Genomic DNA, 14,051 nt, shown 5'->3' with positions numbered 1-14,051 from the left:
CCCCGGCCGTCCAACGCCACCATGAACGACCCGACCGACGCCAGCCCCGGCGTCAGCGGGCGACCGGCGCCAAGCGGCGGGCGACGGCGGGCGAGGCTGCGGCGGCGGTGAGCAGAGCGCCTGCGAGTGCCAGCCAGGGGGCCGGGCCGGCGGCGCCGGAGCGGGCGTCGGCGGCGACGGACGCGGCGACCAGCAGGGCTCCGAGCAGCACGGCCACGGCCACCGGAGTCGGGGCGATCGCGGGACGGGCCAGCCCGACGGCGACACCGCTCGTCGTCACGACCAGCCCCACCCACAGCAGCGCCGGCGGGGTGGTGACGGCGAGCGGGCCGACGGGTCCCGGGGCGAGCATCCAGTACAGGAGCGTCGACGTGGCGATGGCGACGGCACCCAGGCCCGCGAGCCAGGTCCACGCCGGGGCGGCCGACCGGTCGCGCTCCCGCTCGGCGAGCGCCGCCTCCAGCGCCACCAGCGACGACGGGTTCCGACCGGTCATGTCCCCACCTCCACGAGGAACGGTCGGCCGTCGGCGTCGGTGGCCACGACCCGGCCGTCGAGCACGGCCAGGTCGACGTCGTCCAGGCGCGGATCCTGCGCCACCGGGGCGAACGTGCCGTCGAGGCCGATGCGGACGAGCAGCCCGTCCTGGGCGACGAGAACGCCGCCCCCGGCCGGGTCGGCCACCATGTCGCCGACGACGGGGATCTCGTCGGGCGGTGTCGCCGCCGCCAGGTGCACCGGCAGGGGCCTCGCCGACTCGGCGGCGACCTCGTCCGGGTCGCTGCCGGCGACGGGCTCGAACCCGTCGCCGACCAGCCGGCGGACCTCGCCGCCGTCCACGCTCACGACCTCGCCGGTGGCGGTGACGGCCAGCGACTGCTCGGGGCCCGTGTCGGCGAGCACCGGCGCGTCCGCCGCGGCGTCGTACACCACCTCCACCCGCCCGCCGACGATCCGGCGGAGCCGGTGGTCGCCCACCGTGCCGATGCCGCGGTCGGTCTGCCGGGGCCGGGTGTCGTGCGCGTCGACGACGTACGGCACGTCGCCGGCGCCGTAGGTGGCGATGTGGATCGGGAACGCACCCGTCCCCACGGGGAGCGACGGGCCCCGGTCGATCCCGCCGTCCACCCGCAGGTGCACGGCCACGGCGTCGACCTCGTCGTCCTCGTCCTCGTCGGCGTCGCCGGCGCCGTCCTGGCTCTCCAGCCACCACGCGCCGCCCGCGCCGTCGGGACCGAGGGCGAGCACCTCACCCGGAACCTCGGCCACCACCTGCTCGCCACCGCCGACCGGCAGCCGGACGATCTCGGTGGCGGCGCCCGACGACCGGGCCAGCAGCCGGGTGCCGGCGGTGTCGACCAGCACGGCATCCGGTTCGGGAGAGGGTGATCCGCCGACGGCTGTCAGGCGGGCGGGCGGCGCCACGGTGGGCACCTCCGGGTAGCAGTCGTCGGGCGGCGGGGGCAGCGGAGTGGTCGCCACGTCCGGGTCGTCGAGCTGCAGCAGGCGGCCGCCGTGGTCGACCACCAGCACATCACCGTCGGCGGGGTCCACGGCGATGAAGCGGATGCCGGGCACAGGGTGGTCGACCACCCGCACCTCGCCGTCCGCCGTGATCCGGGCCAGCCGGTGCGCGCCGCCGACGGGGTCGGCCGGCACCGGCAGCGCCACCCACAGGCCACCGCCGGCCGCGGGCTCCGCGGTCCACAGCGGCACGACGGACGAGTCGGGCAGGACGCCGTCGGTGGCGACGTAGCCCCGCCGCCCCACCTCGACGCCGCCGTCGTAGCGACCCTCGTTCTCGGCCGCGAGCGCCAGGCGACCCGAGCCCACGAAGTTCGCCGGGGCGTCCCCGTTGAAGCCGCAGGCCCCGTCGACGGCGCCACCGAACACCGACCGGGTCGAGCCGTCGGCGGCCAACGCCAGGATCCGGTCCTCGAGCACGGCGAAGGCCTCCCCCTCGCCCTGACCCGGCACCACCTCGAGCGTGCCGGCCGGCAGCTCGGGCCCGTCGGCGAGGGCGTCGACCGGCTGACCCGACCGGTCGCCCCGCCGGCGGAGGACCTCGTCCACGTCGGTCACGTGGACCGGGCCGGGAGCGGTCGGCTCCTCCCCCAGCTGCGGCCGGTAGGGCAGGGTGACGATCCACGTGGCGCCGTCGGAGCCGAGGACCGGGAGGTCGCCGGGCCCGGCCGGCAGCGGCACGGCGGTCGCCGGGGAGCCCACCGGCCAGAGGTGGGCCAGGTCGCCGCGCGCCCGGAACAGGACGGTGCCGTCGGCGAACCCCACGGGGACGCTGTCCTCCGGCACCGACCCGGGGCCCACGGCGCGGACCTCCATCCGGCCGTCGTCCACGGTCCACAACACCGGCCGCCGGTCGCCGTCGGCGCCGGCGCCGGCCCAGGCGACCACCCCGGGCTGCCCGTCGACCCACACCGGGTAGCCGTCCTGCGCCCCGAAGCCGGACATGGACATGTCCGACTCGGCGCCGGCCAGCACCTGGTACGGCCCGTCGGTCACCGCAGCAGGGACCTCACGCTCGTCGACCGGCCAGACGGCGAGCAGGCCCGGCGCCGCGACCAGCAGCGAGCCGGCCCGGGCGGGGCCCGTCGAGCCCGACCACCACACCGCGACCGCCAGCGCGGCCGCGGCCGCTCCGAGGGCCACGACGGCGGCGGCGACGCTCGTCGATCCCGCCGCCTCGTCGCTCGCCCACGCCGCCGCACCGCTCGCCGCGACCACCACGCCGGCCAGGGCCACCACCGGAGCCGCCCGGCGGCCGCCCGGCCACACCACCGCACCGACCGCGGTGAGAACGACGGCGCCCACGACCCACGACCGGGCGGCACCGAGTATGTCGACCCCCGAGCGCACGGTCACGGCGACCTCCCCTTCGTCCAGCAGGTCCCGGTAGGGCCCGGTCACGTCGAACGCCGAGCGCCACCACGGGCCGGTGAGCGCCAGCGCGCCCGCGCCGGCGCACAGGAGCGCGCCGACCACCCACGCACCCCGGCGGTCGGGGGCCCCGACCACCGCCAGCACCTCCGCCGCGACGCGCTCGACCACCTCGTCCTCGACGCTCTCGCCCGTGTCGTCGGCCAACCGCTTGCGGGCCGCGCGCAGCACCCTGTCGGTGCGCGCCCGGGCCGCCCGGGCCGTCTCGTCGAGCGACAGGGCCGCCGACACCAGGGCCACGCACCCCACCACGGCGGCGACCCGCCCCGGCACCAGCAGCGCCAGGGCCCGGCCGTCGGCCTCCCGCACCAGCAACGACCCGACGGCCGTCACCCCCGCCGCGATCCCGACGACCGGCGGGGTGGCCGGCGAAGCCCGGCCCACCCCCAACTGCACGACCACCGCCACCAGCGCGACCGCCGCCCCGACCACGAACAGGCCCGGCCGCCCGGCCTGGGCCAGCACCACCGGCTGGTCACCGAAGCCCGAGCCCCACGGCAACGCCACCGCCGCCAGCAACAGGCCCACCCCGGCCACCGCCAGCCGCTCGGGCCACCCCCACGGCGGCGCGAGCGCCTCGACCCGGTCCAACGCGGCCCGCAGGCGCTCCTCGGCCTCCGGCGCCTGCGCCGTCCGATCTCCTCCACCCGGCGGTGAGCTCACGACGAGAGCGTCTAGCACACTCCGTGGCAATCCGGTCGCGCCCACGCCAGACCGTCGAGGTCCCCCGGGGTGGGGTCCCCCGACAGGTGGTTGCGACGCGGGGGTTGGACCCGATGTGCCCACCCGGCCCCTCGTGGTTCCGTCAGTGGTGGAGCGGACGACCGGGGAGCTGACGATGATGAGCCGAGCCCTTGCCCTTGCCAACACCCTGCGGGCCAGGCGGACCGATCGGCTGTGCGTCGCCTCGGGGTGGGAGCTGCGACACGGGTGCACGGACGGCCGGGGCCATGGGGTCTGCCCGGCGTGTGCCCGGCTGGTGCGGATGCGCTCCGGCGGCCGGGACGGACGTCGGGGGCCCGGCCGGGGAGCCTGGGTCGTCGACGCTCACCGAGCCGCCTGAACCTCAGCCCGAACTGCTCGACCCGGGTCGGTGGCTGGCGAGGAAGAGGTCGACGATGCGGTCCGCGACGTCGTCGCCGAAGTCGCGGAAGTCACACGTGATGAGGACCAGGGGCGCGACGAGCTGGAGCAGGGCGTCCTCCAGCGTGACGTCGGGAGCGAGCCGGCCCTCGGCGACGCCCCGCTGCAGCAGGTCCTCCAGCTGGACCGCCTGCTCCTCGTCGCTCCTCGACCGGAGCTGGTCGAGCGCGGGCTGCCCCTGGGCCTTGGCGAGCAGGAGGGCAGGGAAGGCGCGACGGAGGCGGTCCTCGCGGGCCTGCGTGCAGTTGGCGCGCATCAGCACGCGCAGCGCGGGCTCGAACGCCATGTCGGTCGGCGGCACGGGCCTACTGCCCACGACCTCGCCGATCACGTCGACCACGAGGTCGTCCCGTGAGCTCCAGTGCCGGTAGATGGTGGTCTTGGCGACGCCGGAGCGATGGACGACGGCTTCGACCGTGACCGCGTTCGGGCCGCCCTCCACGAGCAGCTCCACCCCGGCCTCGAGCACGGCAGCGCGCGATCGGGCGACGCGTTGGTCGCCTGCCTGCGGCGCGGTTTGTGACATGGATCACCACCCTTCCTGGTTGACCATTATCGATACGCTACTGTAGCGTACTGGTCGGTTGAGGGACCGTCTGGTGTCGGTAATCCCACCGCTGACACCTCGCCGTCGACTCCCATCTTCCCCTCGTCCCCCGAACGGAGCCGATCATGTCCACTGTCACCGCGGCGCGCCACGCCGACGCGTCGACCATCACCGATCCGAGGCGCCGCCGGCTGGTGATGGCCGCCGTCTGCGCCGCCCTGGTGGCGGTGGTGGCCGGGGTCTCGGGCCTCAACGTCGCCCAGCAGGCGATCGCCCTCGACCTCGGGGCGTCGCAGAGCCAGATCCTGTGGGCCATCAACGGCTACACCGTGGCGCTCGCCGCGCTGCTGATGCCGGTGGGTGCCATCGGCGACCGCTGGGGCCGCAAGCCGGTGCTGCTCGGTGGCCTCGGCGTGTTCGCCCTCGGCAACGTGGTGGCGGCCCTGGCCAACAACCCCGAGCTGCTGATCTCCGGCCGGGTCATCGCCGGTGCCGGAGCGGCCATGGTGATGCCGGTCACGCTCTCGGTCATCACCGCCTCGTTCCCCGAGGAGGCCCGTGGCAGCGCCGTCGGCGTCTGGGCCGGCTTCGCCGGGGTCGGCGGCATCATCGGCCTGCTGACGTCCGCGGTCATCATCGACGACCTGACCTGGCCCTGGCTGTTCGTCCTCCCCGTGGCCATGGCGGTCGTCGCCGGCCTCCTCACCTTCGCCGTCGTGCCCAACAGCCAGGAGCGCGGGCCGGGGCGCTTCGACGTGGCCGGCTCCGTCCTGTCGGTGCTGGCCGTCGGTGGCATCGTGCTCGGCATCCACGAGGGACCCGAGCGCGGCTGGACCGACCCTCTCGCCGCCGCCGGGCTGGCGATCGGGATCGTCGGGCTCGTCGGCTTCATCGCCTGGGAGCTGCGCACCGCGCACCCGCTGCTCGACGTCCGCGTGTTCGCCAACCGCGCGCTGTCCGCGGGCATCCTCGCCCTGGCCACGGTGTTCGGCATCATGTTCGGGATCTTCCTGACGCTGATGCAGTTCATGCAGGCGGTGCTGGGCTACTCGGCGATCCGGGGCGCCGTCGGCCTGCTCCCCATGGCGCTGGTGATGATGTCGCTGTCGCCGCTGGCCCCGAAGGTGTCGCGGCGGGTGGGCCTGCGCAACATGCTCGTCGCCGGCGCCCTGCTCGTCGGCCTGGGCCTGGTGGTCATGGCCGAGTTGGTCGACACCTCGAACTACTGGTCGATCGTCCCCGGCCTGATGCTCACCGCCGTGGGCCTCGCCGCCACGATGACACCGGCCACCACCGCCATCACCGAGTCGCTGTCCCGGGGGCAGCAGGGCGTCGCCTCCGCCCTCAACGACACCTCCCGCGAGATCGGCGGGGCGCTCGGCATCGCCCTGATGGGATCCCTCTTCAACTCCCAGTACCGGGCCCAGATCGGCGACGTGGCGTCCAGCCTCGACCCGACGCAGGGCCGGCTCGTCGAGGAGGGGATCGCCGGGGCCACGAAGGTCGCCCAGGGCATGGGCCAGGACGGGCTGCCGATCCTCACCGCGGCCCGCGAGGCCCTGGTCGACGCCTGGGCGAGCTCGATGTGGATCGGCGCCGGCATCGCCGTGGTCGCCGCCGGGCTCGTCATCGCCCTGTCGCTCGGCAAGAAGGGCAAGCAGGACATGGCCGGCCACGGCGTCCTCGACACCGACGAGGCCGCCGACACCACCGCCACCGAAGCCGACGCCGACACCCGGGAGCCCGCCCTCGTCGGGGGCTGACCCCTCACCTCACCCGACCGAAATGTGCACGGAAACGCACGGAAATCGAGCGCTTCCGTGCACATTTCGCCGTCAGACGATGCGCAGCACCTCGGCGGCCACCACGTCGGGCTCGGTGAAGGGCACGTAGTGACCGGACCGCTCGGCGACCACGTGCCGACCCTGCGGCAGAGCCTCGGCCCGGGCCCGGTGGGCGTCGATCAGCGCCCGGCGGCGACCACCGCCGAGGCGGCCCGACCGGCCGCCGGAGATGAGCGTCACGGGCACGTCGGGCAACGTCTCCGGGGCGTCCCGGAGGCGCCGCAGGTCGGCGACGGAGCCCGCCACCTCGGCCTGGTGGGCGCGCGTCGCGGCGACGGTGCCGTCCTCCCGGCGCATCTCGCTCGCGGCCGGCTCGGGCAGTCGGGCGGCCAGGCCCCGCACCGCCACGCGGACCAACCCGAGGCGGGCCAGCACCGGCACGACGGGCCGCACGAACCGTTCGGCGCGCTCGTTGGAGCGGGAGAGCATCAGGTCGCAGCCCTCGTCGCTCTGGTCGACGAGGACGAGGCCGGCCACGCGGTCCGGTCGCCGGGCGGCGGCGCCCCGCACGATCGGGCCGCCCCAGCTGTGGCCCACCAACACGAACGGCCCGGCGCCGAGGCGGTCGAGGACGTCGACCAGATCGTCGACCAGCCGGGCCAGGTCCCGCGGCGCGGGATCCCGGGGGCTGCGTCCCAGACCGCTGCGGTCGTAGGTCACGACCTCGGTCCGCTCGGCCACCAGCGGCACGACGGCGCCCCAGGCGCTGCGGGACGAACCCATCCCGGCCTCGAACACGACGGTCGGCGCGCCCTGCCCGTGGCGTTCCACGTACAGCTCGCGTCCGTCACGGGTGTGCACCATCGGCCCAGCTCCTCAATGTTTGCGGGTCTAGATCGGAAACATGATAAGCATGCCGAACATCCAATGGTAAGCCTTGAGGAGCTGGGAAAGATGACGCGAGCCGTGCCCGGGCTGGTCCTGGCCCTGTCGCTCGTCGCCTGCGGCAGCAACGGCGACGTCAGCAGCGACGGCGACACCGGCGACGCGGCCTCGGCGCCCATCGCCGACGCCGACGCCGTCACCGTCGGGCACCACTACGGGACCACGACCGTCGACGGGCCGCCCGAGCGGATCGTGTCGCTCGACACCCAGTGGACCGACGTGCTGGTCGCCCTCGACGCACCCCTGGCCGCCGCCGCGCTCGACCCACTCGTCGAGGGCGGCCGCTACCCGTGGCAGGCCGACATGCCGGCGAGCGTCGAGGACATCCCGGTCACCGACACCATCCCCTACGAGGCGGTGGCCGCCGCCCAGCCCGACCTCATCGTCGTCACCTGGGCCGTCACCCAGGAGTCCGACTACGAGCGCCTGAGCGAGATCGCCCCCACCATCCCCCTCCTCGGCGACGGGGAGGTCGACACCTGGCAGGACATCGCCCGCACCGCCGGCGACGTGCTCGGCATCCCCGACGAGGCCGAGGCCCTGGTCGTCGAGGCCGACCAGCGCAGCGCCGACCTCGCCGCCGAGCTCCCCGGCCTCGACGGCAAGACCTACGTCCTGGCCAACTACACCCCCGGCGACGTCATCACCGTCGTCGCCGACCCGAACGACGGCGCCGCCACCGTCTTCGCCCAACTCGGGCTGCAGATCGATCCCGACATCCTCGCCCTCGCCGAAGGCGCCGTCGGCCGGGTCGACCTCAGCCTCGAGCGGATCGACGAGCTCGACGCCGACCTGCTCGTCCTCCTCACCAACGGCGCCGACCCCGCCGACATCGCCGGCTACGGCAACCTCCCGGCCGTGCGGGACGGCGCCGTGTCCCTCCTCGACCTCGCCGCCGTCGTCGGGCTCAACACGCCCACCCCGCTGTCGATCCCCTACTCCCTCGAACGCATCCACCCCGCGCTCGAGGCGGCCGCCACCTGACCGGAGGTCCCCGCATGTCGTCGATCGAAGCAGACATCGCCGAAGCCGCCCCCGAGATCATCCAGAGCATGAACACCGACTTCGAGGATGCGACGCTCTTCGTGGCCCAGGTGCTGGGCGAGCGCCCGTCCGCCACCGCGGCCCGGGTCACCGCGCTCAGCCCGGCCGGTGTGCGCCTGGCGGTGACCGACGCGGCGGGCGACGTCGAGGTGGAGCTGCCCTTCGACGCGGCGGTCACCGAGCTGTCGGAGCTCACCGTGGCCCTGTTCGGGCTGGTCGGGAAAGCCCGGGAGGCCTCGGGCGAGGAGGGGCTCACCAGCGCCGAGCGCCAGGTGGCGGAGCTGAGCACCTACCGCACGCTGCTGACCGAGGTGGTCGCCGTCGAGGACGTGCACCCTCACCTGCGCGGCATCACCTTCGGTGGCGACGACCTGGCCGGGCTGCAGCTGCCCGGTCCCGACGCGTTCCTCTACGTCCTGCTGCCCCCGCCGGGCCGCACCGAGCTGACCATCGACCAGTCGTTCACCTGGGGCGCCTACAACCACATGCCCGCCGACGAGCGGCCCGTGGGCGCCTACTACACGGTCCGACGCTGGTACCCCGAGGCCCGCCAGGTCGAGATGCTGTTCGTCCTCCACGGCCACGAGGACGGGAACGGGGACGGCAGCGGCGACGGGCCGGCCTCGTCGTGGGCGGCGAAGGCCACCGTCGGCGACCCCGTCGCCCTCTGGGGCCCGCGCACCTCGTTCGACCCGCCGGCGGGCACCGACCGCTACCTGCTCCTCGCCGACGAGAGCGGCCTCCCGGCCGTCGCCGCGATCCTCGACTGGCTCCCGCCCGGGATCCAGGTCGACGTGGTGGCCGAGGTCGCCGACGCCGCCTCCCGCCAGGAGCTCCCCGAACGGCCGTCGGTCACCGTCACCTGGTGCCACCGCGACGGCGCCCCCGCCGGCACGACGACGCTCCTGCTCGACGCCGTCACCGCCCGACCCGCTCCGACCCCCACCACCTACGTGTGGGGCGGCGGGGAGAGCCGCACGTTCGCCGCCGTCCGCCGCCACCTCCGCCACCACCAGGGCCTCCCCCGGGAGGCGGTCGCCCTCATCACCTACTGGCGCCGCTCCGGTGGCGCCACCGACCCGACCGCCGACCTCGACGAGGACGGCTGACCGGTCCGGCGGCCCAGAGGCGCGCTCTCCTACGGTGCGACCATGCCCGCCCAGGACAGGACCACCACGGTCGACCCGACGGCCGGTCGTCGGCCACCACGCCGGCCCGGCCGCCCCGCCCGCACGTCGATGGCCTCGCTGCTCGACGCCGCCGTCGCCGTCGGCCTCGACACCTTCACGCTGGCCGACGTCGCGGCCCACGTCGGGGTGGGCGAATCCACGATCTACAACTACGTGCCGGGGCGTGATGACCTCTACGCCAAGGCCGCGGCCGCGGTCTTCGACCGCCTCGACATCGACGCCGACGCCGACACCTGGACCGACTACGTCGACGTGGTCGCGCAACGGGCCGTCGACCTCGCCGCCCGCCACCCCGGCCTGCGCGAGTACGTGTTCAGCGGCCCCTACGAACCGACGACCGTCGCCACGTTCGAGGCGCTCATAGCCCGCGTGCGCCGCTGGCTGCCGGACCTCACCGAGCACGCCGCCTTCGTCGTCACCTCACGGCCGATCCTGCTCGGCCTGACCTACCTCGGCGACCCCGTCCTCGAACCCGTGACCCCCTGGCTCCGCCGCGCCCTCCTCGACGGCCTCGCCACCGCGCTCACCAACGGCGACCTCCCCCCGACCCCGCCGACCTCCTGGCGCTCCAAGCTCCGCTCCACGGACTGACGGGTACGGTCGCCGGGTGCTGCTGGAGCGGGAGGACCACCTCGAGGCGCTGGTGGCGGCGTTCGCGCGGGTGCGGGACGGGGGGCGGGGCACGTTGGCGGTCGTGGTGGGCGAGGCCGGCGCCGGGAAGACGTCGTTGGTGCGCTGCCTGGCCGCCGAGCACGTACCGGCCGGCGACGTGCTGTGGGGGGCCTGCGACAGCCTCCGCACGCCACGGCCCCTGGGCCCTATCGCCGACATCGCCGCCGGCGTCGGGGGACCGGTCGCCGCCGCCCTGGACGACGACGCCGGCCGCGACCGGGTCTTCACCGCGCTCCTCGACCACCTGCGCACGCTCCCCCGCCCGCAGCTGGTGGTCGTCGAGGATGCCCACTGGGCCGACGAGGCCACGCTCGACGTCCTGACCCTGCTGGGCCGGCGGATCGGGCAGACCCGGGCGCTGGTGGTGCTGACCTACCGCGACGACGAGCTCGACGCCGGCCACCCCCTCCGCGTGCTGCTCGGCGACGTCGGCGGCCAGATCGGCTGCCGGGTGCCGGTGCGCCCGCTGTCGCTGGAGGCCGTGACCGTGCTGGCCGGCGACCACGCGGCCGACCCCGCCGAGCTGTACGCGGTGACCGCCGGCAACCCGTTCTACGTGACCGAGTGCCTGGCGGCCGGCGCAACCACGGTCCCGGCGACCGTGCGGGATGCGGTGCTGGCACGCGCCGCCCGCCTGACGCCCGGCGCCCGGCAGGTGCTCGACGGCGTGGCGGTGGTGCCGGGTGGCGTCGACCTCGAACTGCTCGACGCGCTGGTCGACGAGGCCGGTGAGGCGCTCGACGCCTGTGTCGAGGCCGGCGTGCTGACCGCCGGTGCCGGCGTCGTGACGTTCCGGCACGAGCTCGCCCGCCTGGCGATCGAGGACACCGTCGCCCCGGCCCGCCGCCGGGCGCTGCACCGGGCGGCGCTGCAGGCGCTCCGGAAGCGGGGCGGGGTGCCCGACGCACGCCTGGCGTTCCACGCCGCCGAGGCCGGCGACGTCGACGCCGTCCTGGTCCACGCCCCGGCGGCAGCGGACCACGCCGCCGCGCTGGGGGCACACCGGGAGGCAGTGACCCACCTGGCACAGGCGCTGCGTCACGCGGAGCGCGTCACCCTCGAGCAGCGTGCCGACCTCTGGGCCCGGCAGGCAGCCGAGCTCTACCTCGTCGGACGACCCGACGACGCGGTCGACGCCTACGCCCGAGCCGTGGAGGGCTACCGGGAGCTGGGCGACCCGGCCCGCGAGGGGGAGCTGCTGGTCGCGTCGGCCGGCCCCCGCGCCGAACTGGGTGACCAGCGGGAGGCCGCCGAGGCGATCGGGGCCGCGATCGACCTCCTCGAAGGACTCGGCCCGTCACCGGAGCTGGCGGTCGCGTACGCCGGGCGCTGTGCGCAGCACATGCTGGCCCGCAAGCTCGACGAGGCCGAGCGCTGGGCGCAGCGGTCGATCGAGCTGTGCGAGCGCCTCGGCCGGCGTGACCACCTGTGCTTCGTGCTGATCCAGAGCGGCGTCGGCGTGCTGATGGCGGGCGACGAAGCGGGGCACCTCCGGATCCTCCGCGGCATGGCCATCGCCCGGGCCGAGGGCTGGGATCACCGCGTCGGCCTGGGCCTGCTGCAGATCGGCTCGGGTGCCGGAGAGGTCCGCCGCTACGACCTGGCGGTGCCGGCGCTGCGGGAGGCGATCGCCTTCTGCGACGACCGGGACCTGCTGGCCCAGATGCGCTACTGCCAGGCGTGGCTGGCCCGCTGCGAGCTGGAGCAGGGCCACTGGGACGAGGCGGCGGCACTGGCCGGCGAGCTGGTCGCCAAGCCGAGCACCACGGGCGTCACCCGGTTGACGGCGCTGACCGTGCTCGGCAAGCTGCGCGCCCGGCGTGGCGACCCCGGTGCCTGGCCCGCCCTCGACGAAGCGTTGGCCCTGGCCCGGGCCAACGGGCACCTCCAGCGCCTCTGGCCCGCGGCGGCGGCCCGCGCCGAAGCCGCCTGGCTCGACGGGCACGCCCTGGGCGACGAGGTGACGGTAGTCGAGGAGGCCCACCGGCTGGCGACGGGCCTGGCCTACCCGTGGGCGGTCGACGAGCTGTCGTTCTGGCTGTGGCGGGCCGGCCAGGCGATCCCCGACCCCGACCCCGTCCCGGGTGCCGAGGCGACGACGCCGTTCGCCCTCCACCGCCGGGGCGACGCTGCCGGTGCCGCGGCGGCCTGGTCGGCGTTGGGCTGTCCCTACGAGGCGGCGCTGGCCGGCGCCGACAGCGACGACGTCGACGCCGTGGAGGCAGCGCACGCCGAGCTCACCCGGCTGGGCGCCCGCCCGGCCGCCGGGTACACCGCGGCACGGCTGCGGGCCCTCGGTGGGCGGGCGGTGCGCGGCCCGAACGCCGCGACCCGGGCCAACCCCTTCGGCCTCACGCCGCGGGAGGTCGACGTGGCCGGCCTGCTGGCCCGGCAGCTGACCAACGCCGAGATCGCTGCCCGCCTGTTCATCTCGGCGAAGACCGTCGACCACCACGTGTCGAGCATCCTCACGAAGCTGGGCGTGGGGACCCGGCGCGAGGCCGCCCGCCTGGTCGACCCCGCCGCCGACGACCCTCCGGCCTAGGGACCCCCGCCCCACATATGGGTACCGGCTCCCGATGCCCCCGGGCGCCCCGCTCCGGACAATGCGGGCTGCCACCGGAAAGACCGGTGCGTGTCCCCCGAGGAGCAACAGATGCCTCGTTACCTGGTGGAGCGCCGTTTCCGTGACGGCCTGCACATCCCCCTCGACGCCAGCGGTGCGAAGGTCTGCGACGCGGTCGTCGACCGGAACCTCGTCGAGGGCGTGACGTGGGTGCACTCCTACGTGACCCCCGACAACTCGACCACCTTCTGCATCTACGACGGGCCCGACCCCGAGTCGATCCGGCGGGCCGCGGCGAGCAACGAACTGCCGGTCGAGCAGATCACCGAGGTCCGCGTGCTGGACCCCTACTTCTACGGCGGTACGGCGTGATGCTCGGCCGCACGACCCGCACGGCCTGCGCCGTCCTCGCCCTGTCCCTCACCGCGGTCGCCTGCGGTGACGACGACGACGAGGCCACCCCACCGCCCGACGAGACCGAAACCGAAGCCGCCGCCGCCGACCCCGCGGAGCACGAGACGTCACCCGACCCCTCGCTGCTGGCCGACCCGGTCGCCGAGATGCGGCGGGTCACGGTGAAGTACCTCACCGACATCGAGGCCGCGAAGGCGGACGGCTACGCGGTGATCACCCCGATGATGGCGGACATGGGCTTCCACTACCTGAACGCCGAGGTCACCGGCTTCGACCCGGCGACACCGGCGATCCTGGTCTACGTGCCCACCGAGGAGGGCTGGCAGCTCGGAGCCGTCGAGTGGGTGTTCCCCGAGGAGCCCGACGACCCGCCGCTGCCGGGCGCCGAGTACGGCGAGTTCCCCGCCGCCTGCCACTACGTCGACGGCACGTTCGTCCCCGAGGACGACGAGGCGGCCTGCGCCGAGCAGAGCCCGGACACGGACGCCGCGTTCACCTTCTGGCACCCCGACCTGGTCACCCTGCACGTCTGGGCCTGGTACCCGAACCCCGACGGCATCTTCGCCGGCACGAACCCCCTCGTCACCCCCTACAACGAGGTCGCCGCACCCACCGTGTAGCGACGACACACCGAGCGACGCCCAGGGGCCCGGTCACCGACCGGGCCCCGGCGCGCGCCCGGTCGGTCACTCACCTGGGAGGTGGGCAGACCTTCGGGGCGGCAGGTGATCAGCCGGCGGGTGGGGGCGGGGGTTCGCTGGTCGTGGTCGGGGGCTCGGTGGTCGGTGGGG

The 14,051-nt window shown here is 75.2% G+C and carries 11 protein-coding genes; 7 read left to right on the top strand and 4 right to left on the bottom strand.

Annotated elements, in window-relative coordinates; translation table 11 throughout:
- Positions 1-52: 52 nt before the first annotated feature.
- The 3 genes from VK611_14930 to VK611_14920 all read right to left on the bottom strand — a co-directional run bounded on the left by VK611_14930 (position 53) and on the right by VK611_14920 (position 4,624).
- Entirely contained in the window at positions 53-496 is a 444-nt protein-coding gene (locus VK611_14930; GenBank protein HMG42628.1) for a hypothetical protein, read from the bottom strand.
- Complete coding sequence (locus tag VK611_14925) at positions 493-3,618, bottom strand: hypothetical protein (protein ID HMG42627.1); 3,126 nt, start codon at positions 3,616-3,618, stop codon at positions 493-495. Before VK611_14925 ends, VK611_14930 begins: the two co-directional genes overlap by 4 nt.
- 403 nt (positions 3,619-4,021) lie before the next feature.
- Positions 4,022-4,624: a TetR/AcrR family transcriptional regulator gene (locus tag VK611_14920; GenBank protein HMG42626.1), complete on the bottom strand. Its 603-nt coding sequence runs from the start codon at positions 4,622-4,624 to the stop codon at positions 4,022-4,024.
- A 146-nt stretch (positions 4,625-4,770) separates the two neighbouring features.
- Here VK611_14920 and VK611_14915 point away from each other — a divergent pair, with 146 nt between their 5' ends.
- Positions 4,771-6,408: a DHA2 family efflux MFS transporter permease subunit gene (locus VK611_14915; protein ID HMG42625.1), complete on the top strand. Its 1,638-nt coding sequence runs from the start codon at positions 4,771-4,773 to the stop codon at positions 6,406-6,408.
- A 72-nt stretch (positions 6,409-6,480) separates the two neighbouring features.
- Here VK611_14915 and VK611_14910 read toward each other — a convergent pair whose 3' ends face one another.
- A complete protein-coding gene (locus VK611_14910) occupies positions 6,481-7,293 on the bottom strand; it encodes an alpha/beta hydrolase (protein HMG42624.1) in 813 nt (270 codons plus the stop codon).
- 90 nt (positions 7,294-7,383) lie between these two features.
- On the opposite strand from VK611_14910, the gene VK611_14905 reads away from it, so the two are divergent.
- From VK611_14905 to VK611_14880, 6 genes are all read left to right on the top strand, one after another.
- Positions 7,384-8,358: an ABC transporter substrate-binding protein gene (locus VK611_14905; protein ID HMG42623.1), complete on the top strand. Its 975-nt coding sequence runs from the start codon at positions 7,384-7,386 to the stop codon at positions 8,356-8,358.
- Between the two features lie 14 nt (positions 8,359-8,372).
- Positions 8,373-9,527 carry an SIP domain-containing protein gene (locus VK611_14900; protein HMG42622.1) on the top strand — a complete coding sequence of 385 codons (1,155 nt, stop codon included), beginning with the start codon at positions 8,373-8,375 and terminating at the stop codon, positions 9,525-9,527.
- 42 nt (positions 9,528-9,569) lie between these two features.
- Complete coding sequence (locus tag VK611_14895; protein HMG42621.1) at positions 9,570-10,199, top strand: helix-turn-helix domain-containing protein; 630 nt, start codon at positions 9,570-9,572, stop codon at positions 10,197-10,199.
- Positions 10,200-10,215: 16 nt separating this feature from the next.
- A complete protein-coding gene (locus tag VK611_14890) occupies positions 10,216-12,825 on the top strand; it encodes an AAA family ATPase (GenBank protein ID HMG42620.1) in 2,610 nt (869 codons plus the stop codon).
- Positions 12,826-12,936: 111 nt separating this feature from the next.
- Positions 12,937-13,218: a DUF4242 domain-containing protein gene (locus VK611_14885; protein ID HMG42619.1), complete on the top strand. Its 282-nt coding sequence runs from the start codon at positions 12,937-12,939 to the stop codon at positions 13,216-13,218.
- Entirely contained in the window at positions 13,218-13,880 is a 663-nt protein-coding gene (locus tag VK611_14880; GenBank protein ID HMG42618.1) for a hypothetical protein, read from the top strand. Before VK611_14885 ends, VK611_14880 begins: the two co-directional genes overlap by 1 nt.
- Positions 13,881-14,051: the final 171 nt, after the last annotated feature.

It is taken from the genome of Acidimicrobiales bacterium (assembly GCA_035316325.1).
GTDB lineage: Bacteria > Actinomycetota > Acidimicrobiia > Acidimicrobiales > VFJN01 > DASXTK01.
This window is presented reverse-complemented; position numbering and strand designations above follow the sequence as displayed.

Excerpts from the sequence above, each read along its gene's own strand:
- VK611_14930 (HMG42628.1), bottom strand. The coding sequence starts at position 496 with ATGACCGGTCGGAACCCGTCGTCGCTGGTGGCGCTGGAGGCGGCGCTC.
- VK611_14920 (HMG42626.1), bottom strand. The coding sequence starts at position 4,624 with ATGTCACAAACCGCGCCGCAGGCAGGCGACCAACGCGTCGCCCGATCG.
- VK611_14915 (HMG42625.1), top strand. The coding sequence starts at position 4,771 with ATGTCCACTGTCACCGCGGCGCGCCACGCCGACGCGTCGACCATCACC.
- VK611_14910 (HMG42624.1), bottom strand. The coding sequence starts at position 7,293 with ATGGTGCACACCCGTGACGGACGCGAGCTGTACGTGGAACGCCACGGG.
- VK611_14905 (HMG42623.1), top strand. The coding sequence starts at position 7,384 with ATGACGCGAGCCGTGCCCGGGCTGGTCCTGGCCCTGTCGCTCGTCGCC.
- VK611_14900 (HMG42622.1), top strand. The coding sequence starts at position 8,373 with ATGTCGTCGATCGAAGCAGACATCGCCGAAGCCGCCCCCGAGATCATC.
- VK611_14895 (HMG42621.1), top strand. The coding sequence starts at position 9,570 with ATGCCCGCCCAGGACAGGACCACCACGGTCGACCCGACGGCCGGTCGT.
- VK611_14885 (HMG42619.1), top strand. The coding sequence starts at position 12,937 with ATGCCTCGTTACCTGGTGGAGCGCCGTTTCCGTGACGGCCTGCACATC.
- VK611_14880 (HMG42618.1), top strand. The coding sequence starts at position 13,218 with ATGCTCGGCCGCACGACCCGCACGGCCTGCGCCGTCCTCGCCCTGTCC.